This window comes from Motiliproteus sp. MSK22-1, from assembly GCF_001968815.1.
Taxonomy (GTDB): Bacteria; Pseudomonadota; Gammaproteobacteria; order Pseudomonadales; family Balneatricaceae; genus Motiliproteus.
The window spans coordinates 17,782-39,420 of record NZ_MIEQ01000020.1 but is presented as its reverse complement, the minus strand read 5'-3'; the positions used below and the strand labels follow the sequence as shown (position 1 = coordinate 39,420).

At 47.2% G+C, this 21,639-nt stretch carries 20 protein-coding genes; 15 read left to right on the top strand and 5 right to left on the bottom strand.

What is annotated here, in order from left to right; all coding sequences use genetic code 11:
- Positions 1-71: 71 nt before the first annotated feature.
- The 3 genes from BGP75_RS02185 to BGP75_RS02175 are packed head-to-tail and all read left to right on the top strand — an operon-like array spanning position 72 to position 2,261.
- On the top strand, positions 72-1,433 hold the full coding sequence (locus BGP75_RS02185; RefSeq protein ID WP_076714617.1) for a sodium-dependent transporter: 1,362 nt from the start codon (positions 72-74) through the stop codon (positions 1,431-1,433).
- Positions 1,434-1,493: 60 nt separating this feature from the next.
- Positions 1,494-1,925 carry a type II toxin-antitoxin system RatA family toxin gene (locus BGP75_RS02180; RefSeq protein WP_076714615.1) on the top strand — a complete coding sequence of 144 codons (432 nt, stop codon included), beginning with the start codon at positions 1,494-1,496 and terminating at the stop codon, positions 1,923-1,925.
- 18 nt (positions 1,926-1,943) lie between these two features.
- Positions 1,944-2,261: an RnfH family protein gene (locus BGP75_RS02175; protein WP_198939255.1), complete on the top strand. Its 318-nt coding sequence runs from the start codon at positions 1,944-1,946 to the stop codon at positions 2,259-2,261.
- A gap of 50 nt (positions 2,262-2,311) precedes the next feature.
- On the opposite strand, the gene BGP75_RS02170 is transcribed toward BGP75_RS02175, so the two are convergent.
- On the bottom strand, positions 2,312-2,647 hold the full coding sequence (locus BGP75_RS02170) for an outer membrane protein assembly factor BamE (RefSeq protein ID WP_076714613.1): 336 nt from the start codon (positions 2,645-2,647) through the stop codon (positions 2,312-2,314).
- A gap of 126 nt (positions 2,648-2,773) precedes the next feature.
- Between BGP75_RS02170 and fur the strand changes: the two genes are divergently transcribed.
- A complete protein-coding gene (gene fur / locus BGP75_RS02165) occupies positions 2,774-3,199 on the top strand; it encodes a ferric iron uptake transcriptional regulator (RefSeq protein ID WP_076714612.1) in 426 nt (141 codons plus the stop codon).
- Positions 3,200-3,344: 145 nt separating this feature from the next.
- On the opposite strand, the gene recN is transcribed toward fur, so the two are convergent.
- Positions 3,345-5,018 carry a DNA repair protein RecN gene (gene recN / locus BGP75_RS02160; protein WP_076714609.1) on the bottom strand — a complete coding sequence of 558 codons (1,674 nt, stop codon included), beginning with the start codon at positions 5,016-5,018 and terminating at the stop codon, positions 3,345-3,347.
- Between the two features lie 282 nt (positions 5,019-5,300).
- Between recN and grpE the strand changes: the two genes are divergently transcribed.
- The 8 genes from grpE (at position 5,301) to greA (ending at position 16,502) form a co-directional block, all read left to right on the top strand.
- The gene (grpE, locus tag BGP75_RS02155; RefSeq protein WP_076714607.1) at positions 5,301-5,927 is read left to right on the top strand and encodes a nucleotide exchange factor GrpE; all 627 of its coding nucleotides are present in this window, start codon (positions 5,301-5,303) and stop codon (positions 5,925-5,927) included.
- 95 nt (positions 5,928-6,022) lie between these two features.
- Complete coding sequence (dnaK, locus tag BGP75_RS02150; protein WP_076714605.1) at positions 6,023-7,948, top strand: molecular chaperone DnaK; 1,926 nt, start codon at positions 6,023-6,025, stop codon at positions 7,946-7,948.
- A gap of 162 nt (positions 7,949-8,110) precedes the next feature.
- Positions 8,111-9,235, top strand: coding sequence for a molecular chaperone DnaJ (gene dnaJ, locus BGP75_RS02145; RefSeq protein ID WP_076714603.1), 1,125 nt, complete (start codon positions 8,111-8,113; stop codon positions 9,233-9,235).
- 69 nt (positions 9,236-9,304) lie between these two features.
- Positions 9,305-10,108, top strand: a complete 804-nt coding sequence (gene dapB, locus BGP75_RS02140) for a 4-hydroxy-tetrahydrodipicolinate reductase (protein WP_076714601.1) — start codon at positions 9,305-9,307, stop codon at positions 10,106-10,108.
- 261 nt (positions 10,109-10,369) lie between these two features.
- The gene (locus tag BGP75_RS27625) at positions 10,370-11,140 is read left to right on the top strand and encodes an OmpA family protein (RefSeq protein WP_076714599.1); all 771 of its coding nucleotides are present in this window, start codon (positions 10,370-10,372) and stop codon (positions 11,138-11,140) included.
- 430 nt (positions 11,141-11,570) lie between these two features.
- Positions 11,571-12,707, top strand: a complete 1,137-nt coding sequence (carA, locus tag BGP75_RS02130; protein WP_076714794.1) for a glutamine-hydrolyzing carbamoyl-phosphate synthase small subunit — start codon at positions 11,571-11,573, stop codon at positions 12,705-12,707.
- A gap of 100 nt (positions 12,708-12,807) precedes the next feature.
- Entirely contained in the window at positions 12,808-16,029 is a 3,222-nt protein-coding gene (gene carB / locus BGP75_RS02125; RefSeq protein WP_076714597.1) for a carbamoyl-phosphate synthase large subunit, read from the top strand.
- Entirely contained in the window at positions 16,026-16,502 is a 477-nt protein-coding gene (greA, locus tag BGP75_RS02120) for a transcription elongation factor GreA (RefSeq protein WP_076714595.1), read from the top strand. Before carB ends, greA begins: the two co-directional genes overlap by 4 nt.
- Positions 16,503-16,716: 214 nt before the next feature.
- Here greA and secB read toward each other — a convergent pair whose 3' ends face one another.
- The 3 genes from secB to BGP75_RS02105 all read right to left on the bottom strand — a co-directional run bounded on the left by secB (position 16,717) and on the right by BGP75_RS02105 (position 17,965).
- Positions 16,717-17,199 carry a protein-export chaperone SecB gene (gene secB, locus BGP75_RS02115; protein WP_076714593.1) on the bottom strand — a complete coding sequence of 161 codons (483 nt, stop codon included), beginning with the start codon at positions 17,197-17,199 and terminating at the stop codon, positions 16,717-16,719.
- An 88-nt stretch (positions 17,200-17,287) separates the two neighbouring features.
- Positions 17,288-17,542 (bottom strand): glutaredoxin 3, encoded by a 255-nt coding sequence (gene grxC / locus BGP75_RS02110; RefSeq protein WP_076714591.1) that lies wholly within the window; start codon positions 17,540-17,542, stop codon positions 17,288-17,290.
- 6 nt (positions 17,543-17,548) lie between these two features.
- Entirely contained in the window at positions 17,549-17,965 is a 417-nt protein-coding gene (locus BGP75_RS02105; RefSeq protein ID WP_076714588.1) for a rhodanese-like domain-containing protein, read from the bottom strand.
- 395 nt (positions 17,966-18,360) lie between these two features.
- On the opposite strand from BGP75_RS02105, the gene BGP75_RS02100 reads away from it, so the two are divergent.
- The 3 genes from BGP75_RS02100 (at position 18,361) to gpmI (ending at position 21,471) form a co-directional block, all read left to right on the top strand.
- A complete protein-coding gene (locus BGP75_RS02100; RefSeq protein WP_076714586.1) occupies positions 18,361-18,618 on the top strand; it encodes a hypothetical protein in 258 nt (85 codons plus the stop codon).
- Between the two features lie 12 nt (positions 18,619-18,630).
- On the top strand, positions 18,631-19,755 hold the full coding sequence (locus BGP75_RS02095; protein ID WP_076714584.1) for an SEL1-like repeat protein: 1,125 nt from the start codon (positions 18,631-18,633) through the stop codon (positions 19,753-19,755).
- 174 nt (positions 19,756-19,929) lie between these two features.
- Entirely contained in the window at positions 19,930-21,471 is a 1,542-nt protein-coding gene (gene gpmI / locus BGP75_RS02090; protein ID WP_076714582.1) for a 2,3-bisphosphoglycerate-independent phosphoglycerate mutase, read from the top strand.
- Positions 21,472-21,639 lie beyond the last annotated feature (168 nt).

Here is a 21,639-nt window from a genome sequence, read left to right as displayed (position 1 = left end):
CAACCTGGCTTGTTTCGAAGAGGTATTGTTTTACAATGCCGCCCTTGGTTGAACGCGGTAGGCAGTGTTAAATGCAGGATAAAGTATCCATTCATGGTTCCTGGAGCAGTCGCTGGGCTTTTATTCTGGCAGCACTGGGCTCCACTGTGGGTCTCGGTAATATATGGAAGTTTCCATATATTGTAGGGGAGAACGGTGGTGGCGCCTTTATCCTTGTTTATCTGGCGTGTGTGGCGATCATTGGTGTTCCGTTAATGATGGCGGAGGTGATGATTGGGCGTCGTGGGCGTCAAAGTTCTTTTTATTCGGTGCGGGATCTGGCATCCGAATCGTCGGTATCAACTTACTGGGCGTGGGTAGGCCTGGCAGGTGCGGTAGCTGGTTTTTTAATCTTCACTTTTTACAGCGTCGTTTCCGGTTGGTTGCTGGCCTACGTCTTTCATGCAGCTAATGGAAATTTTATCGGTGCCGGCAGCGATCAACTCAAAGCAATGTTTGAAGCATTGCTTGCTGATCCTAAAGCCTTGATTATCTGGCACAGCGTCTTTGTAATATTGGTAATGGGGGTGTTGATCAGGGGGGTTAGTCGCGGGCTTGAGCAGGCTATCCGTATTTTAATGCCATCATTGTTCGTGCTTTTGTTACTACTGCTGATGTATGCCTTAACTTCAGGCTCATTTGGTCAAGGCCTTGATTTTCTGTTTGACGCCGATTTCTCAAAGTTGAGTTGGAATTCTGTTTTGGTTGCCTTGGGGCATGCCTTTTTTACCCTGAGTCTGGGAATGGGAACAATGATTGTTTACGGTTCCTATATGTCGAAAAAAGAGTCTATTACGACTTCAATACTAACCGTTGTTATATTGGATACGGTGGTGGCTCTGGTTGCCGGAATGGTGATATTTCCAATCGTTTTTGCCAATGAACTGGACCCCGGTAGCGGGCCCGGCCTGATGTTTGTAACCCTGCCGATCGTTTTTGGGAACATGCTGGGCGGTCAGGTTTTTGGTTTTCTATTCTTCATGATGGTATCTATCGCGGCTTGGAGTTCGGCCATTTCTTTGGTGGAGCCCGGGGTTACCTGGCTGATGGAACGTTATAAACTGTCCCGAGTTCAAGCATGTGTTTTTTTGGGAATCAGTGCCTGGACGATAGGGGTGGGGGCATTGTTATCATTTAATGTTGGCAAAGACTGGCGATTTAAAGGACTGAATATTTTCCAGCTACTGGACTTTATGACAGCCAATATTTTGCTGCCACTGTGCGGGCTTCTTATTACTCTTTTTGCTGGTTGGTGGGTGAAGCGGTCAATCAGCAGTGAAGAGCTTGGGATATCAAAAGGACATGGTTTTGTCCTATGGCTCTTTACGATTCGTTTTTTGGCACCTGTGGCGATATCGATTATTTTCATCGCCAATTTGAATGGCAAGATCTAGTGTAGTGCTAAGTCAGTGTTTTATTTTAGAACCGGCTTCAGCATAGGAGGCTAAAAAGGTATGACGCAAGTTGATCGTAGCGCATTGGTACTGCATACGGATGAGCAAATGTATGATCTGGTGAATGATGTGCTCAGCTATCCGGATTTTCTGCCTTGGTGCAGCGGCTCGAGTGTTATTAGTCAATCCAGTGATGAGATGGTGGCCAGGGTGGATGTGGCCAAGGCTGGACTTAAATACAGCTTTACAACTTGTAATCGCTTAGAATCACCGAGCAAAATTTATTTGGAACTGGTTGAAGGTCCGTTTAGTGCGTTGACGGGGTGTTGGACTTTTACTCGCCTCAGTGAGGAAGCCTGTAAGGTTTCATTAAAACTGGATTTTGATTTCTCAGGCAAGTTGACCAGTCTTGCTATGGGCAAAGTGTTTAGTCAGATTGCAGTGGCTATGGTAGAAGCCTTCTGTAGCCAGGCTGATAAAAAATATGGTTAGGAGGCTGTTAGGGCTCATATGATCAACGTAGAAGTTGCTTACGCACTGCCAGAAGAGCAGAAGATTATCCCGGTAAAGGTTGAGCTGGGTTCCACTGCCTATGATGCGGTCATCCGGTCCCGCATTGTCGAAGTGTTTCCACAGATTAATCCTGATGAAGATCCGATGGGAATCTTTGGCAAGAGCATTCGTGATCCTAAGACAGAGGTGCTAAAGGAGGGGGCGCGAGTGGAAATCTACCGCCCGCTGACGATTGATCCAAAGGTTGCCCGTGCCAACAGAGCAGCAAAGCTGAAAGAGAAGCAGTCTAAGGCAGACAGCTCCTCCTCAGAGTGATCATTAGCGATCAGGTATGGCTTTCACTTTGTTCGACTCAGTGTAGATGGTTATTCGTCTTTGGCTGCACCAGGACGAAAATCTCCACTCAAATTGCTGAGTTTTCCGTCGGTAAAGAACAGCGACATTCGTTCCTGGGCTCGTTCATCGCCCCCTTTTTTCAGGGTTAATATATAGTCCCAGCGATTATTCTGGAATGTGTCCTGAATAAGCGGTGTACCCATCACAAAACGCACCTGATCTTTTGTCATTCCTGGTCTGAGCTGATCAACCATTTCCTGAGTGACAATGTTGCCCTGCTGTATATCGATCTTATGGACGCCAGGGAAAAAAGTGCACCCTGATAGGGTCAACAGAAGAACTGCATAAATAATAATTCTTTGCATTTGTAAATTGCTTCCACTCTCGATCCGAATTGCGGATAATACAGGATTATTGAGCTCTTTCTAAGGGGCTCTTTCTAAAGGGCTCTTTTTAAAGATGCTCTTTCCTATAGAGCTAGGGCTGTAACTATGTCATCAGAAAATACTGAACTGAGAAAAGCGGGTCTTAAAGTCACTCTGCCGCGAGTGAAAATTTACCAGATTCTGGAAAAAGCCGGTGAAGGCGATCACTGGAGTGCAGAAGACATCTATAAAATTCTGATGGAATCCGGGGAAGATGTTGGGCTGGCAACTGTTTATAGAGTATTGACGCAATTTGAGGCGGCAGGCCTTGTTATTAGGCATCACTTTGAAGGTGGCCACTCAGTATTTGAATTGGCGGATGACCAGAAGCACGACCATATTGTTTGTGTGAAATGCGGTAAGGTAAAAGAGTTTGCCGATACAGAGTTGAATTTACGACTGGAATCTATTGCAAAAGATATGGGATTTACTATTTCTGATCGTACACTCTATCTCTATGGGGTGTGTAATGAGGACTGTGAAGAAGCATAGTGCGCTGACAGCTTTACTCTGGTTTGAAATACATAAAAAGGCCGGAAAAACCGGCTTTTTTATCATCTGATGACTTGCCTGGAGTTTCTGTTGAAAATGTCTTTACGAGTGAGAGAGCATCTTTTTTGGCTAAGCAACTAGCCGGTTATTCTAAAGCAAGCATTTCTTCTGCATGATCCAAAGAACGCTGGGTTATATCGATACCCCCAAGCATCCGAGCTATTTCTTTCACACGTTCTGATGGGCTAAGCATAAGAATTCGACTATGGCTGCTGTCATCTTTCAGTTGATCCTGATTAATGTGTTTGCTGACGTACAAATGATTATGCCCTCTTGAGGCGACTTGAGGTTGGTGGGTAACACATAGAATCTGACTATGTTCTCCGAGTTCCCGTAATAGCCTTCCGACTACTTCAGCTATTGCACCTCCAATACCAACATCAACCTCATCAAAGGCTAGCACAGGGGTTGCCGATACGCGGGCCGTTACCACTTGAATGGCCAAACTGATGCGAGAGAGCTCTCCGCCGGAGGCAACTTTGTGAAGAGGCTTTGGTGGTTGTCCTGGGTTTGTGCTAATCAGAAACTCAACATCCTCCATCCCATTGGAGCAAGGTGGTTTTTCTGTTATGCCAACAAGGAAGCGGCTGGCTGGCATACCCAATAGCTGTAGCTGTTCATTGATCTTTGAATTCAAGCTTTCTGCCGTTCGCTGGCGATCGGTACTGAGTTGTGCTGCCTTTTCCATGTACAGGTCTCGAGCTTCGTCAGCATGAGCTTGTAGTTCTTCTATCGCATCATCAGACATCGTCATGGCGGCAAGCTTGTCGCTCAGGGTTTGGTGCAGTTCATAGAGTTGTTCTGGTGAGATCTGATGCTTGCGGGCAATTTGGTAAAATTCACTGAGCCGTTCCTCTACCTGATTCAGTCGCTGAGGATTGATTTCGAGCTGTGAAAGGTAGGCTTCAAGTTCCGAAGAGGCTTCTTCTATCTGAATAAGAGCGGAGTTGAGCATTTCCCTGGAGTTTTCCAGTTGGACCGAGTCAGCATTTAACTGTGCCAGCTGTTGTAAACTCTGGTTCAGCAGATCGCTGCAGTTGCTGTCTTCTCCTTCAGTGGTGAGATGGCGAATATGGTTGGCACCCTGCATCAGATCCCCGGCGTTGGATAGTTGTTTCTGCTCTGCTTCAAGGCTGGCGAGTTCATCTTGTTGAGGGGATAACAAATCTAGTTCCTGGACCTGATAAGTCAGCAACTGCTGTTGGGCGTTTTGCTCTTCTGATTGCTGTTGAATTCTCTCCAGCTGAAGCGAGAGTTTTTTCCATTTTTTGAACAGTGAGGAGACCTCACCGGTTTGTTCTGATAAGTGACCAACGGCATCAAGCAACAGAGAGTGAGACTCTTTTTTTAGCAGGCGTTGATGCTCGTGCTGGCCATGTATGTCTATCAGTCGCTCGCCTAGGTTTCGTAAGCTTTGCAGTGGTACGGGGTGTCCGTTGATATAGGCGCGGGAGCGGCCGTTGCGGCTGACTACGCGACGCAACAGGCAGTCATCGTTGTTGGCCAGATCCTGCTCTTTCAGCCAGCTTTTGGCACTTGGAATTGCAGTGATGTCAAAACATGCACTGATATCGGCTCTTTCAGTGCCGTTCCTGACCATGTCTGAATCGGCGCGATCCCCGAGAGTTAACCCGAGAGCATCCAGCATTATTGATTTGCCCGCGCCTGTTTCTCCGCTGATAACGGTCATCCCCCGGTCCAATTCAAGGTCAAGATGATCAATCAGCGTAAAATTTCGAATGCTCAGTTGGGTTAGCATGGTCTCGCTCTCGGTATTGATTGATATGTTTATTTATACAGTAGTTTTGCGAATCTCGCCAGCCCTTTGAAAGTGACTTTTTTATCCCAGATTGCAGGTCTTGAAAACAAGTATGAATAGCCGTTGATTGTCAGTACCTAGCCTGATTTTGGAGTTCACTTGATGTCTGATTGCGTTAATTTTGATCAGTTGAAGATTAAGGGTTGAATCGTAATCGGCAACCCCCATATAGGGGACTTAGAAGCGTATTGAACTTGTTGCTTAGTGGATCTGGAGGTTTGCGTGTCGGAAAAAGAAGTGGCTCAGGAAGCACAGGCTGAAGAAGTTAAAGAGTCTGCGGTTATCGAAGAAGTTGAAGGTTTGGAGGCCGACTCTGTACCAGGAGCAGAGGTCCAGGAAGCTTCTGCGGAATTGCTTCAGAGTGAGCTTGAGAAAGCACAGGCTGAGTTGGTTGACGCCAAAAATCAGGTGTTGCGTGCTCATGCAGAAGCGCAGAATGTTCGCCGTCGTGCTGAGCAGGATGTGGAAAAGGCACATAAATATGCTCTGGAGAAGTTCACCAACGAGTTGTTACCGGTGGTTGATAGTCTGGAGCGGGCGATTGAATCTGCTCAGTCCGAAGAAGCTGGGATTGGCGCTATTCGCGATGGGGTTGAACTGACCCTGAATATGTTTGTGGCAGCGCTTAAAAAATTCAATGTTGAATCCGTTAATCCGGAAGGTGAGCCATTTGATCCTCAGCTACATCAGGCCATGTCGATGGTGGAAAATGCTGAAGTTGAGCCCAATACGGTTTTGCATGTAATGCAAAAGGGTTATCAGTTGAATGGTCGATTGGTTCGTCCGGCAATGGTGATGGTTTCAAAGGCTGCTCCTCAAGCTGCACCAAAAATCGACGATCAGGCTTGAATCTGGAAAAAACAGACCAATATAGTTTAAAAAGTTTACGAATATAACGGTTGCGGTTGAATTTCTCCCGAACCTAGAACGATCTGGAGTTGAAAATGGGTAAAGTGATTGGTATCGACCTGGGGACCACTAATTCATGTGTGGCAATTCTCGACGGTGATAAAACCAAAGTTATCGAGAATGCCGAGGGTGATCGTACAACGCCTTCTATTATTGCGTACACAGATGATAGTGAAATTTTGGTAGGCCAGTCTGCTAAGCGTCAGGCGGTGACCAACCCGAATAACACGCTGTTTGCTATTAAGCGTTTGATTGGCCGACGCTTTAAAGATGATGTCGTCCAGAAAGACATCAAAATGGTGCCTTATAAGATTATTGAAGCCGACAACGGCGATGCTTGGGTTAATGTCAAGGATCAGAAGCTGGCTCCACCGCAAGTTTCTGCTGAAATTCTCAAAAAGATGAAGAAGACTGCTGAGGATTATCTTGGTGAAAGCGTTACTGAAGCGGTAATCACCGTTCCTGCGTACTTTAATGATTCTCAGCGTCAAGCGACTAAAGATGCAGGAAAAATCGCTGGCCTGGAAGTTAAGCGAATCATTAACGAGCCTACTGCTGCCGCTCTGGCTTATGGAATGGACAAGAAAACAGGTGATCGTACGGTTGCTGTTTTCGATCTGGGTGGTGGTACTTTTGATATTTCCATCATCGAAATTGCAGAAGTTGATGGTGAGCACCAGTTTGAAGTGCTTTCTACCAATGGTGACACCTTCCTGGGTGGTGAAGACTTTGACCTGCGTTTGATTGAGTATTTGGCCGCAGAGTTTAAGAAAGAAAGTGGTATTGATCTTCATAATGACCCACTGGCTTTACAGCGTCTTAAAGAAGCTGCAGAAAAAGCTAAGGTTGAGCTTTCTTCCAGTCAGCAGACTGATGTGAATCTGCCATATATCACCGCTGATGCTAGTGGACCTAAGCATTTGAATGTGAAAGTGACTCGAGCCAAACTGGAGTCCCTTGTTGAAGAGCTGGTTGCCCGGACCCTTATTCCTTGCGCTCAAGCACTGAAAGATGCAGACCTGTCCAACTCTGAAATCGAAGATGTGATTCTGGTGGGTGGTCAGACTCGTATGCCTTTGGTTCAGGAGAAGGTTAAAGAGTTCTTCGGTAAAGAAGCTCGTAAAGACGTTAACCCTGATGAAGCGGTAGCCATGGGTGCGGCGATTCAAGGTGCTGTACTGTCTGGAGAGGTGAAAGACGTATTGCTGCTTGATGTTACTCCGTTGACACTTGGTATTGAAACCATGGGTGGCGTTGCTACATCTTTGATTGATAAGAATACGACTATTCCGACCAAGAAATCGCAGATTTTCTCTACAGCAGATGACAATCAAAGCGCGGTTACGATTCACGTAGTTCAGGGTGAACGTAAGCAAGCTGCCCAGAATAAGTCCTTGGGACGTTTTGATCTGGCTGATATTCCTCCTGCACCTCGTGGAATGCCTCAGATTGAGGTCAGCTTTGATCTGGATGCTAACGGTATTCTCAATGTGTCAGCAAAGGATAAGGCGACAGGAAAAGAACAGTCTATCGTAATCAAGGCCTCTTCCGGATTGTCTGATGAAGATATCGAAAAGATGGTTGCTGATGCAGAAGCCCATTCTGCTGAAGATGCCAAGTTTGAGGAAATGATCCAGGTTCGCAATACTGCCGATGGCCTGGTCCATTCAGCTAAGAAGACTCTGGAAGAAGCTGGAGATAAGGTTGAAGCTGGTGAGAAGGAAGCGATTGAAACCGCAATCTCTGAGCTGGAAGAAGTATTGAAGGGTGAAGACAAGGAAGCGATTGAAGCTAAAACAACTGCCCTTACTGAAGCCGTCTCTCCTGTTGCTCAGAAAATGTATGCTGAGCAAGCAGCCCAGGCTCAAGCAGGTGCAGGTGAAGATGCCGGTGCTGAAGCTCAATCAGCTGACGATGCGGTCGACGCTGAGTTTGAAGAGGTAAAAGACGACAAAAAGTAATCGCTTTGTCGATTACTTCAGGTGTTGTTCGATACTCAATCTGAGGTCGGGCAACATCAACGTCTAAGCCGGCAACGTGGGATTATTCCTGCGTTGCCGTTTTTGCATCCAAGTCTACCCGGCCATCTGTGCTGGCCAACTGTTTGACTGAGACAATCTGCCATGTCCAAGAGAGATTATTACGAAGTTCTTGGCGTCTCCAAAGACGCATCTGATCGGGATATTAAAAAGGCTTATCGCCGGATGGCGATGAAGCACCATCCCGACCGTAACCCCGATGACAAAGGTGCGGAAGAAAGCTTTAAAGAGGCTAACGAGGCCTACGAAGTACTCTCTGACGCTCAGAAAAAGGCTGCCTATGATCAGTATGGTCATGCGGGTGTTGATCCTAATGGTGGTGCTGGAGGGTTTGGAGGTACAGGCGGGTTCGGCGATGTATTCGGAGATGTCTTTGGTGATATTTTTGGCGGCGGAGGCGGTAGTCGTCGTAGTCATGTGCAGCGGGGGGCGGACCTTCGATACACCATTGAGCTGGACCTTGAGGAGGCTGTAAAAGGGGTTGAGAAAAAAATCCGCATACCAACTCTGGTAGGTTGTAAAACCTGCAGCGGTAGTGGAGCTAAAGCAGGCTCAACGCCACAGCAGTGCGGTACCTGTGGGGGGATTGGTCAGGTACGAATGCAGCAAGGTTTCTTTTCTGTGCAGCAGACATGTCCTGCTTGTCATGGGGAAGGTAAGATCATCAAGGATCCCTGCCATGACTGCCATGGCCGTGGGCGCGTAGAAGAAAGCAAAACCTTATCGGTTAAAATTCCTGCCGGTGTTGATACCGGTGATCGAATTCGTCTTGCTGGTGAAGGTGAGGCAGGTGTGCATGGTGGGCCGTCCGGCGATCTGTTTGTTCAGGTGTCTGTTCGAGATCATGCCATTTTTGAGCGAGATGGCCGTAATCTTTACTGTGAGGTTCCGATTAGTTTTGTTGACGCCGCCCTGGGTGGGGAATTAGAGGTGCCGACCTTAGATGGCAGAGTTAAGCTTAAGGTTCCTGCTGAAACTCAAAGTGGCAAGATGTTCCGATTGCGGGCGAAAGGTGTCACTCCTGTGCGAGGCGGCTCTCCTGGGGATCTGATGTGTCGTATTCTCGTTGAGACACCTGTCAATCTAAGCAGTAAGCAGAAAGGGCTGCTGCGGGAATTTCAGGCCAGTCTTGATGAAAAGTATGAAAAACATTCACCTAAGAAAACCTCCTTCTTTGATGGCGTGAAGAAGTTCTTTGAGGACATGTAGTCTGGGAACTGACTAGAAAAGTACGATAAAGTGACCAGGAAAGTACTATAAATTGACCAGGAAAGTACTATGACGCGTATTGCTATTACTGGCGCTGCCGGCCGGATGGGTAAAAATTTGCTGCAGGCGGTGATGGAGGCTGAAGGGGTTGAACTGACGGCGGCAATCATTAATCCGAACAGCAGCTTGCTGGGGGCTGATATCGGTGAGCTGGTTGGCGCCGGTAAGATTGGAGTCAAAGCGGTCGGAGCCTTGACAGAAGTGCTGGATGCATTCGATGTGCTTATCGACTTCACGTCAATTGAGCTGACCCTTGAGAATCTGGAAATCTGTCGTCGGAACGGTAAAAAAATCGTTATTGGAACCACTGGCTTTAACGAGCAGCAAAAGGCAGAGATTGCTAAGGCCGGTGAAACCATTGGCGTTGTGTTTGCGCCAAACATGAGTGTTGGCGTTAATCTTTGTTTTAAACTTCTGGCGCTAGCTGCCGAAGTAATGGGGGATGAGTACGATATCGAAGTGATCGAAGCTCATCATCGGCATAAAGTGGATTCTCCTTCAGGGACGGCCTTGCGGTTAGGTGAAGTGATTGCCGAAACTCTGGGGCGGGATCTAAGTGAGTGTGCGGTTTATGGTCGTGAAGGCCAGATCGGTCCCCGTAGTGATAAAGAGATTGGTTTCGAAACTATCCGTGCGGGCGACATTGTTGGAGAGCACACCGTGTTGTTTGCGACTGAAGGTGAGCGGGTTGAGATTACTCACAAAGCCAGTAGTCGGATGACTTTCGCAAAAGGTGCGGCTCGGGCCGCTACCTGGTTAATGCAAGCGGATAAGGGCTTGTATGATATGCAGGACGTTCTCGGACTGAAATAGTTCTTGATGTTGTCAGGCAATGTATGGGCCTGATGCCGGTGAATTTTGACTTTTTTTGATAGTTATCCGGTATTTGAGTGGACAGCGCTTAGATCTGCATTTATAAACAGTTGTGTTATAAAAAATAAGTGTCTGGTTTCGTGTGTGGGTGTTTGCGCATCAAAACAATGGTTTGCCGGTGTGGTGCCGAACAAATCAGAACATGTTGTGATTCGGATTGGTTATACTATGCCGAATTTTGTTTTTTCAAGGAGATATAGAATGAAGAAAATGCTCATTACGTCAGCGGTTGTAGCAATGTTTAGTCTACCTGTAGCTGCTCTTGCTCATGATACTGGTAAGCAGAATCATGACGTCTACTGGCATGATTCCAACGGAGTATTTGTTAAAGATAGTAATGGGGACTGTGTCAGGGGTAAGGACTGGTTCGCAGGATCCCGGGTTGAAGGTTGTGACGATATACCTGCTCCAATGGTAACTCCGTCTGATAGTGATGGTGATGGTGTTGTTGATGTTAACGATAAGTGCCCGAACACTCCTGCAGGTGTACTGGTTGACCGTGATGGTTGCCCATTAGACAGTGACAATGACGGTGTACCTAACTATAAGGACAAGTGCTTGAGAACACCTCCTGGTGCTACAGTTGATGTGAATGGCTGTGAGATCAAGGCTCAGGTACTGATGGAAGTTAATCTGAATGTTTACTTTGCACTTGATTCTGCCGTAGTAACCAGAGCGTACGATGGTGAAATTGCACGTGTTGCTGACTTTATGAAAAAAGCACCGGGTTCTCTGGCTTACATCGAAGGTCATACTGACAGCACTGGTAAAGAAGCATATAACCAGCAGTTGTCTCTGCGTCGTGCGCAAGCCGTTGCTAATGACCTGGTTAACAAATATGGTATCGCTAAAAACCGTGTTAAAGCAGAAGGTTATGGTGAAACTCGCCCTGTTGCATCCAACAAAACCAAAGAAGGTCGTCGCGAAAACCGTCGCGTAGTTGCTGTTGTAAAAGGTATGGTTGAGAAGTAAATATCTGAACCTGGGAGGCTTTAAGATAGCCGGTATTTAGCCAGCTTTGATTTAGAGTACTCTTGATGTAATAAAAACCCGCTGTGCCTTCTGGTTCAGCGGGTTTTTTCTATCAGTTAAATGCATTGAGCTGGTATGTGTGGATGTTATCTTATTCAGAGGTAATTGTTTAATTGTTCCTTGATTTTGACTATTTGTTTTGAGATGGCCGACCATCTAGATTTATGGCTCATTTTTTAGTAGTATGCAGCGAATTTGGCCACGTCAAAGTGGTCGGTTGGAATAATTGATAAAAAGCGGGATGCAATGATTGATTTGCATCCCGCTTTTTGTAGATAAAGTCTTGAATTTACTGTTTTTTCTGTTTGGTAGTGAAAATTCCAGTAGTTGAAATTCGAATTCATCGAAGTTTTTTGTGGGAGAGGCGACATTGACTAGACCAGCCATTCTGGCCTTGGCTGACGGTAGCATTTTCAGGGGCATAGCCATTGGTGCTGAGGGACAGACTAGTGGCGAGGTGGTATTTAATACCTCGATGACCGGCTACCAGGAGATCCTGACCGATCCTTCCTATGCACGGCAAATCGTAACTCTGACTTATCCACATATCGGCAATACCGGTATCAACTCCGAAGATGAAGAGTCTGCCAATATCTGGGCTGCTGGATTGGTTATTCGCGATTTACCACTGGTCGCCAGTAGCTGGCGCAGTGAGCAGTCCCTGTCAGACTACCTTAAGGCACGAAATATTATTGGCATTGCTGATATTGATACCCGTCGTCTGACCCGGATTCTACGGGAGAAAGGCGCACAAAATGGCTGCATTATCACTGGCGATGCGGTCGTTGAAGACGAGTCGGCAGCGGTAGAGCTAGCCAACGCTTTCCCTGGCTTGAAAGGGATGGATCTGGCGAAGGAAGTGACTGTTGACAGCCCCTATGAGTGGACTGAATCCACCTGGGATCTGGTCGACGGTTACGGTGTAGCTGCAGAGGAATCGCCGTTCCACGTTGTTGCTTATGACTTTGGTGTTAAACGCAATATTCTTCGGATGCTGGTCGAGCGTGGCTGTAAGCTGACGGTGGTTCCGGCCCAGACTCCGGCAAAAGACGTTTTGGCGTTGAATCCTGATGGTGTGTTCTTGTCTAACGGCCCTGGTGATCCAGAGCCTTGCGACTATGCTATTGCCGCGATCAAAGAAATTCTGGATGCTGACCTGCCCATTTTTGGTATCTGCCTGGGACATCAACTGTTGTCTCTTGCCAGCGGTGCTAAAACCATCAAGATGAAGTTTGGTCATCATGGCGCCAATCATCCTGTTCAGCAGCTGGATTCCGGTGTTGTGATGATTACCAGCCAGAACCACGGTTTTGCCGTTGATGAAGAATCCCTTCCTGACAATCTGAGTGCTACGCACAAGTCGTTATTTGATGGCTCGTTACAAGGTATCGAGCGAACGGATAAGTCGGCCTTTAGCTTCCAGGGACACCCTGAAGCAAGTCCTGGCCCTCACGATGTGGCACCACTGTTTGATCGTTTTATCGATTCAATGCAGGCCCGTCGTTAACTAAGGGGTGGGTGTGCGCATCGGCGCACTCCCAGCAGGTAATGAGTAACTGTTTTGCTGAACAGCTTTTATATTGAACAAACAATACCGGTTCTGATAAATGCCAAAACGTACTGACTTAAAAAGCATTCTAATCCTGGGCGCAGGTCCGATCATTATCGGTCAGGCCTGTGAGTTTGACTACTCTGGCGCCCAAGCCTGTAAGGCTCTGCGTGAAGAGGGCTATCGCGTTATTCTGGTGAACTCCAACCCAGCCACCATTATGACTGATCCAGCGATGGCGGATGCGACCTATATCGAGCCGATTCATTGGAAGACTGTTGCCAAGATCATTGAGAAGGAACGCCCTGATGCATTGTTGCCGACAATGGGCGGTCAAACAGCATTGAACTGTGCGCTGGATCTTGCCCGTGAAGGGGTTCTTGATCAGTTTGATGTTGAAATGATCGGTGCTACCCAGGATGCCATTGATAAAGCAGAAGACCGCGATCGATTTGATAAGGCGATGAAGTCTATCGGCCTGGAGTGTCCACGTGCAGCAATCGCTCACAGTCTGGAAGAAGCAATGCAGGTCCAGGGGCAATTGGGCTTTCCCTGTATTATTCGTCCATCCTTTACTATGGGGGGGACCGGCGGAGGTATTGCCTACAACAAAGAAGAGTTTGTTGAAATCTGTGAACGAGGATTGGATTTATCTCCCACCAGTGAGCTGTTGATCGATGAGTCTCTGATTGGTTGGAAAGAATATGAGATGGAGGTCGTTCGTGATAAGAACGATAACTGCATCATTGTCTGCGCGATTGAGAATTTTGACGCGATGGGTGTGCATACGGGAGACTCAATCACCGTTGCTCCGGCACAAACCCTGACGGACAAAGAATACCAGATCATGCGGAATGCATCTCTGGCGGTGTTGCGTGAAATTGGTGTTGAAACCGGCGGCTCAAATGTGCAATTTGGCATGGATCCAAAAACCGGGCGCCTGGTTGTTATCGAGATGAATCCAAGGGTATCCCGTTCATCTGCTCTGGCTTCTAAAGCCACCGGCTTCCCTATTGCTAAAGTTGCTGCCAAGCTGGCGGTGGGATACACCCTGGACGAATTGCAGAACGATATCACAGGCGGTCGCACTCCTGCTTCTTTTGAGCCTGCCATTGATTACGTGGTGACTAAAATTCCACGTTTTGCATTTGAGAAATTCCCCCAGGCCAATGACCGGCTAACCACTCAGATGAAATCTGTGGGTGAAGTGATGGCTATTGGCCGTACTTTGCAGGAATCCATGCAGAAGGCACTTCGAGGGTTGGAAGTTGGTGTTGAAGGATTTGATCCTATTGTTGATTTGGAATCAAAAGATGCCCGTGACACTCTGGTGCGTGAATTAAAGAATCCCGGTTCAGATCGTATCTGGTATATCGGTGATGCGTTGCGCTTTGGTCTTTCCGTTGACGAAATTTATCAGCTCAGCGGTGTTGATCACTGGTTCCTGGTTCAATTGGAAGACCTGATTAAAGAAGAGCAAGCGGTTTCCAAGCTGGCTTTGAGTGAATTAAGCAAAGATCTGGTCTATCGCTTAAAACGCAAAGGCTTTTCAGATGGGCGACTGGCCAAGCTGTTAGGCGTGACTGAAAAAGAATTCCGTAAGCGTCGGCATGGCATGGGCTTGCGACCTGTGTATAAGCGTGTTGACACCTGTTCAGCAGAATTTGCGACCGATACTGCTTATATGTACTCCACTTATGAAGAAGAGTGCGAGGCTAATCCCAGTGATCGAGACAAGATCATGGTTCTCGGTGGTGGTCCAAACCGTATTGGCCAGGGCATTGAGTTTGACTACTGCTGTGTTCATGCTGCACTGGCGATGCGTGAAGATGGCTACGAAACCATTATGGTTAACTGTAATCCGGAAACGGTTTCAACCGACTACGATACTTCTGATCGTCTATATTTTGAGCCGGTAACGCTGGAAGATGTTCTGGAAATCGTGAATGTTGAGCAGCCGAAAGGTGTGATAGTGCAGTATGGTGGGCAAACTCCGCTGAAGCTGGCCGTTGCGCTAGAAGCTGCAGGTGTACCGATTATCGGCACCAGCCCAGAAGCGATTGACCGTGCTGAAGATCGTGAGCGTTTCCAGCAAATGATCCAGCGGCTGAATCTGAAACAGCCTGAGAACGCCACCGTACGAAGCCTGGAAGAAGCGATCGTTAAAGCGGAACAGATCGGGTATCCGATGGTTGTCCGCCCCTCATATGTGCTGGGTGGACGGGCCATGGAGATCGTTTACAACGACGAAGAGTTGCGTCGTTATATGAACGAAGCTGTGCAGGTCTCTAATGATGCACCCGTTTTGTTAGACCGTTTTTTATCTGCGGCGATCGAAGTGGATATTGATGCGGTCTGCGATGGGGAGAAAGTCGTTATTGGCGCGATTATGCAGCATATCGAGCAGTGTGGCGTACATTCCGGTGATTCGGCTTGTTCTCTTCCGCCATATAATCTGGCAGATGATGTTCAGGACAGAATGCGTGAAATAGTGTCGATGATGGCGCTGGAGCTTGGTGTTGTCGGCCTGATGAATACTCAGCTGGCCTATCAGGATGGCGAGATCTATGTTATTGAAGTCAACCCTCGTGCTTCTCGGACGGTACCTTTTGTTTCCAAGTGCATCGGTGCATCTCTGGCAAAAATAGCAGCGCGAGTCATGGCTGGTACCAGTCTGGAAGAGCAAGGCTTCACTCGGGAGATTATTCCACCATACTACTGTGTTAAAGAGGCTGTATTCCCGTTTAATAAGTTCCAGGGTGTTGATCCGATTCTCGGTCCAGAGATGAAATCTACCGGGGAAGTGATGGGCGTGGGTACCAGTTTCGGAGAAGCGTTTTCCAAAGCACATATCGGAACAAATGAAATATTGCCGGAGCCGGGTAAGGCTTTTGTGAGTGTTCGTGATGTAGACAAGCCAGGGGCCTTGGCTGTCGCCAAGTCCTTGGTTGAGCTAGGCTTTGAACTGGTTGCCACAGCAGGAACCCATCAATTATTGGCCGACAATGGTATTGGTGCGGAACTTGTTAATAAGGTGACCGAAGGTCGGCCAAATATCGTCGATATGATAAAGAACGACGAAATCGTATATGTGGTAAACACCACTGAAGGTCGTAGTGCTATTCGGGACTCAGCCGAAATTCGCCGCTCTGCGTTGCAACATAAAATACCGTATACCACGACCCTGGCGGGTGCTGAAGCGGAAGTTGAAGCGTTACAATTTGGTGAAGAGAAGGACGTCCGTAGCCTACAGGAATTACATGCAGGTATTAGTGTATGAATAAAGTACCAATGACGATTCATGGTGAGCAGAAGCTCCGTGAAGAACTCAACCAACTTAAAACTGTCGAGCGTCCACGGATTATTCAGGCGATTGCCGAGGCTCGTGAACACGGTGATCTAAAAGAAAATGCCGAATACCATGCGGCTCGTGAGCAGCAGGGGTTTACCGAGGGACGGATAAAGGAAATTGAAAGCAAGCTTTCAGGTTCTCAGGTGATTGATGTCACCAAGATTCCTCAAACTGGAAAAGTTATTTTTGGCACGACAGTGGATATCATTAATCTGGATACTGATGATACAGTTTGTTACCAGATTGTTGGAGATGATGAAGCTGATCTAAAGCACAAGAAAATCTCAGTCAACTCGCCAATTGCCAGAGCGCTTATCGGCAAAGAAGAGGGTGATGTCGTAGTGGTCAAAACCCCTAATGGTGGGGTTGAGTATGAAATTGACCAGGTACGCCATATTTAGGTTGATTTTTAGTTTGCGGGCTTTAATGGCTCGCCTTGAATAGTAAAGCCCCGTTCGATTGAACGGGGTTTTTTTTTTGACAGAATATTTTCCGAAAGAGACTGGGTTATCGGATGACTGCAGTGCGGAGTGGTAAACAAAAAAGCCCCGAAGAATCTCCGAGGCATTTTGAATAAATGCCCTAAAGGGTAACGTCCAAAGATTGTCTGATCAATCAGTGAGTTTCCTGGGCTTCTGCTTCCTGCTGCTGCATTTGCTCGGCAAACAGAGCTTCAAAGTTGACGGGGGCCAACATGAGGGGAGGGAAACTACCTTTGTTTGCCAGGTTATCCACGGCCTCTCTAGCGTAAGGGAACAGAATCGTGGGGCAGAAAGCACCTAGCGTATGCTGCAGCCCTGGGCCCTCTATGTTCTGAATCTGAAATAGGCCGGCTTGCTGGATTTCTATCAAGAAAGCTGTTTCACCTTCACTTTTAGCCGTTACCGTCAGTGTCAGTACAACTTCGTACAGGTCTTCGTTAATTTTTTTTGTGCGAGTGTTCAGATCGAGGCCGACTTCTGGTGCCCATTGCTTAGTGAAAAGCGCTGGTGAGCCCGGAGCTTCGAAAGATGCATCTTTCAGGTATAAACGTTGTACAGAAAAATGAGGCTGAGCCTGGTCGTTTTCTGTTTGTGGAGTTGCTTCTTGTTCAGCCATCGCTTAGTTTCCTTTGTTCCTGATAACCAATAAAACCGGGTTGTTTATTTTAAGAATCATCGTTTTTGAATCAGCTGACTTTGAATCTTTAGCCTTCAAGTAATGGGTCTAATTCGCCGCTACGTTCTAGTGCGTGAAGTTCGTCACAGCCACCGATACTGACATCATCAATAAAAATCTGTGGTACGGTGCGACCACCACCTCTTTGCTGCATTTCCCCGCGCTTGGCAGGTTCAAGGTCAACTCTTATTTCATTGAAGCTGACGTGTTTTTTTTCTAGCAGGGCTTTGGCGCGAACGCAGTATGGGCAATACTGAGTACCGTAAAAATCAATTGTGGCCATGATAATTTATTTCTTAGTCAGAGGTAGATTCTGAGACTTCCACTCAGTAATACCGCCTTGCAGTTTTACCACATTGGTGAACTCAGCGTCCTTGAGTTTCTTGGCAGCTCCGGATGATGTTTGACCCAGGTTGCAAACCACAATAACGGGCTTATCGCGAAATTTCTGTATTTCGCTTATGCGTTTATCTAATTCAGCATAGGGAATGTTAACTGATGAAACGATATGGCCGGTTTTAAATTCTTTCTTCGGCCGAATATCCAGCAGAACAGCCTCATCTTTGTTGATCATCTGAGTCGCAATGTGGGTAGAAACGGATTTTCCACCTTTGCGGGATTCATTGTACAACAGCATGGCCAAGGTCGCTGCAAATGCCAATACCAACTCCCAGTGGTTGGTTGCAAACTCGATATATTGCTCCATTACAGAATTCCGAATGTCTCTTTGCTGATTAAGTGGGCGGGCAACAGTGCCAAGGAGGCAGCCGACTGCGAAATCTGCATTCAGAGTAAGCCTCCCCAATAATAGATGCGAGAGTATACCCTTTCATGAAGATAGAAACTACGGGGCGCAGCGGCAAGTCAAAGGAGGGAAAGGTCAGGGGCATATATCTTTTTAAGGAGACTGTTATGAATTGAAGCTTTGGTTGGAAAAACAGCTACTGAATCTTGTCTGAATTAGCACAGGCCTGTTTTAAATCAACAATATTTACGAATAACCATATCTCGAAATAGATAATCAAAATTAGATAGTGATTGATTATTATCAGATATAAAGTAAACTTAAACGAAACATGAACATCTATAAGAAAAAATGACATGCAAGAAAAGGAATTGAAACTTCTCTTTAATGCAGGTTGCTTCAAACTATGCCGCGCAGTGCCGATATCAATGGCGAAAGGCTGGAACCTGAAATTTGTCACCCAGGACGATCGGGAAGAAGCTCTGACCTTGCAGCGCAATAATAGCGAGAGAGAATTCAAGAGCCTTGATGGTGCGGTTTCTGTTGCTCGTAAAGTCGGTTTTGACTGGGTACGGGTCGAAATCGGAAATCTTCAGTGGGAAGAGCAAATCTGAGGCAGGTTGGTTATGATTTTCCAACACCTGCGTATGTTTATTATTTCTGCCAGCTGCTTTTTGTTTGCCTGGCCGACCTTGGCGAACCCTGCCAGTCAGGCTGTTCCGGGCATTCAGCCAACGACGCCGGACTCTATCGCTCCTCTGCGCCAACCCGCTGTTTCAACTCAAGTCCCCTCTGTTAACACGACAACCATTGTTAACCCGTCTGTTGGTGTCTCAATATTTGTCGAAAAGGCTGCGGAAAAAATAATCACTGCTGGGCGAATTGATCCAATATTAGTATCAAACCTTGAACACAGTGCTGATGGCCTATTTATCCTTGGTTGGTTGTATGAATTTGGAGCTTACGGGTTTGATGTCAACGCTGAACTTGCGTATCAGTATTACCAGAAAGCTGCTGAGAGGGGGCAGATGGATGCCGCTCATTATTGTTGGCAGCGTTGTCTGAATCTGACTCCTGCCTGGTTATCGGCGATGAGGGCTGTGGCTGGTGGTAATGGTGCGGATACCGTCAGAGCGAACCCTCAGGGACTTTATTTATACTCCAAGTGGCTGCTCAGACAAGGGGGCGAAGCTCTTTCACTGGCGGATAAAAAGTTACTGGATGCGGCTAAGCTTCGACAGCCCCAAGCCATTAATGAACTCTATATTCAGCATTTTCTCCAATGGTCCAAGGCGAAAAGAAGCTTTCCTGAAGCGTTAAAAAAACTGAATCGTTGTGCGGATGAAGGGGTTGTTGCCTGCTACCTGTTATTAGGGTCGCTGTATCAACGGCATGGGTATGCACAAGAGGCGCTTCTTAACTATTTACTATTACAGCAGTTGGATTACGGGCTGTTTAGGAACTACTTGTCGGCCTCGAAATTAGCTGAGCTGGAGATGAGGCTGCCCAAGGGAAGTTTACCTGTTGTGCAGTCCAGAGTAGCTACACGACTGGCTACCCACCCAAAAACCGGTTTTGATGCGATAGACCGGTTTAGGGTCTGTTCTCCCAACGCAACCTATGCCTGTATCCGAAAAATAGTGAAGAGAGATCCCGCCTGTATGCTGAGTTACTTTGCTGATAGTTATTTTATGGGCTTACGTGAAACTAGCGCTTACCAAAACTGCATGAACAAATATGCGGCAGACTAGAGGGGCCGGGTGCTGCTAATCAGCTCTGTTGAGGGGCTGGCAGAGCTTAATATTCTGAGTGCTGGGGTTGTTTGGTGGCATGCTGTCAGTGAAACTGGTAGTCCAGACAGAGGACAAGTAAAATAGCGCTTTCTTTGATCGACTCTTGCTAATCCATCAGGACCTACCGCTACGATGTCTCAAGTTAATACACCTACTGCTCTAATTATTCTCGATGGTTGGGGATTCAACGAAAGTGCTAAGGATAATGCCATTGCTGCTGCCCATACACCTGTTTGGGATAAGTTATGGGATAAGTCCCCCCACTCAATGATCGCAACATCTGGTATGGCTGTCGGGCTACCAGAAGGCCAGATGGGTAATTCTGAAGTGGGCCATATGAATATGGGAGCGGGACGTACCGTTTATCAAAATTTCACGCGTATCTCCAAAGCGATTGAGGAAGGTGACTTTTTTTCCAACCCGGTGCTGGTAGAAAACCTTGATCGGGCAATCAGTCAGGGCAAAGCTGTCCATCTTTTTGGTCTGTTATCTCCTGGGGGAGTACACAGTCATGAGGAACATATTCAGGCCCTGTGCGAGATGGCCGCTAAGCGTGGGGCCAAGTCAATCTGCGTTCACGCCATTCTGGATGGTCGGGATATGCCTCCTCGCAGCGCTTTACCTTCTATTGAAGCAATGGAGGCAAAACTTGATAGGCTGGGAACCGGAGTTATAGCAACAATTACCGGACGTTACTTTGCGATGGATCGTGATAACCGCTGGGATCGAGTGCAGCAGGCCTATGATGCGATGACACGGGGAAAAGGAAAGTTTTCCAGTCTATCAGCTTCTGACGCGCTTGCAGACGCCTATCAACGTAATGAGAATGACGAGTTTGTGCAAGCGACTGTTATTACAGATGCTGATGGTCATCCGAAGGGGGTTATCAATGACGGAGATGTTGTCATCTGTGCTAACTTTCGTCCAGATCGGGCTCGTGAAATTACCCGCGCTTTTGTTGATTCCAACTTTAACGGGTTTGAGCGTGAGCGTGAACTGCAGTTGGCTGGTTATGTCATGATGACCGAATATTCTGCAGATATCGACACGGCCTGTGCTTATCCACCTGAAACCATCAGTAATGGTCTGGGCGAGTATATGTCGTCTCTTGGGAAGACTCAGTTGCGCATTGCTGAAACTGAGAAATATGCTCATGTGACCTTTTTCTTCAACGGTGGTCGGGAAGAGCAGTATCCAGGTGAAGATCGTATCTTGGTACCTTCGCCGGATGTTGCGACCTACGACCTTAAACCGGAAATGAGCGCGCCAGAGCTGACTGATAAGTTGGTTGCGGCAATAGCTTCCAACAAGTATGAGCTGATTGTTTGTAATTATGCCAACCCGGATATGGTTGGCCATACCGGCAAGTTTGATGCTGCCGTGAAAGCAGTAGAAGCGGTCGATCAGTGCCTGGGGCGTGTACAAGAAGCTTTGCAGGCCGTGGGTGGGCAGATGCTAATTACTGCTGATCACGGCAACGTTGAGTTAATGAGTGACCCCTCTACCGGACAAGCCCATACTGCACATACTCTATGGCCGGTTGGTTTGATTTACTCTGGACCTCGTGAACTGGCACTCAAGGATGGTAGCCTGGCAGACTTGGCGCCGACCTTATTGCAGTTGATGCAGCTTGAAAAGCCGGCAGAGATGAGCGGCCATTCGCTTATCCGCTAAACAATTGGATGGTGGCAGCTGTTGTGTTAGTTAACAACAGTATTGGCAGATAAGTATACAAATCGGATAGTCCTGGTTTATAGTCAGGGCCTATCCGGCTTTTTATTCGAGAGATTGAGCTTATCTCGTTGAACAATTTCATTTTATCCTTTCCTCTTTGCTATCTTA

Bases quoted from the DNA above. Each gene is read 5' to 3' on its own strand.
- BGP75_RS02185 (WP_076714617.1), top strand. From the start codon at position 72: ATGCAGGATAAAGTATCCATTCATGGTTCCTGGAGCAGTCGCTGGGCT.
- BGP75_RS02180 (WP_076714615.1), top strand. From the start codon at position 1,494: ATGACGCAAGTTGATCGTAGCGCATTGGTACTGCATACGGATGAGCAA.
- BGP75_RS02175 (WP_198939255.1), top strand. From the start codon at position 1,944: ATGATCAACGTAGAAGTTGCTTACGCACTGCCAGAAGAGCAGAAGATT.
- BGP75_RS02170 (WP_076714613.1), bottom strand. From the start codon at position 2,647: ATGCAAAGAATTATTATTTATGCAGTTCTTCTGTTGACCCTATCAGGG.
- fur (WP_076714612.1), top strand. From the start codon at position 2,774: ATGTCATCAGAAAATACTGAACTGAGAAAAGCGGGTCTTAAAGTCACT.
- recN (WP_076714609.1), bottom strand. From the start codon at position 5,018: ATGCTAACCCAACTGAGCATTCGAAATTTTACGCTGATTGATCATCTT.
- dnaK (WP_076714605.1), top strand. From the start codon at position 6,023: ATGGGTAAAGTGATTGGTATCGACCTGGGGACCACTAATTCATGTGTG.
- dnaJ (WP_076714603.1), top strand. From the start codon at position 8,111: ATGTCCAAGAGAGATTATTACGAAGTTCTTGGCGTCTCCAAAGACGCA.
- dapB (WP_076714601.1), top strand. From the start codon at position 9,305: ATGACGCGTATTGCTATTACTGGCGCTGCCGGCCGGATGGGTAAAAAT.
- BGP75_RS27625 (WP_076714599.1), top strand. From the start codon at position 10,370: ATGAAGAAAATGCTCATTACGTCAGCGGTTGTAGCAATGTTTAGTCTA.
- carB (WP_076714597.1), top strand. From the start codon at position 12,808: ATGCCAAAACGTACTGACTTAAAAAGCATTCTAATCCTGGGCGCAGGT.
- greA (WP_076714595.1), top strand. From the start codon at position 16,026: ATGAATAAAGTACCAATGACGATTCATGGTGAGCAGAAGCTCCGTGAA.
- secB (WP_076714593.1), bottom strand. From the start codon at position 17,199: ATGGCTGAACAAGAAGCAACTCCACAAACAGAAAACGACCAGGCTCAG.
- grxC (WP_076714591.1), bottom strand. From the start codon at position 17,542: ATGGCCACAATTGATTTTTACGGTACTCAGTATTGCCCATACTGCGTT.
- BGP75_RS02105 (WP_076714588.1), bottom strand. From the start codon at position 17,965: ATGGAGCAATATATCGAGTTTGCAACCAACCACTGGGAGTTGGTATTG.
- BGP75_RS02100 (WP_076714586.1), top strand. From the start codon at position 18,361: ATGCAAGAAAAGGAATTGAAACTTCTCTTTAATGCAGGTTGCTTCAAA.
- BGP75_RS02095 (WP_076714584.1), top strand. From the start codon at position 18,631: ATGATTTTCCAACACCTGCGTATGTTTATTATTTCTGCCAGCTGCTTT.
- gpmI (WP_076714582.1), top strand. From the start codon at position 19,930: ATGTCTCAAGTTAATACACCTACTGCTCTAATTATTCTCGATGGTTGG.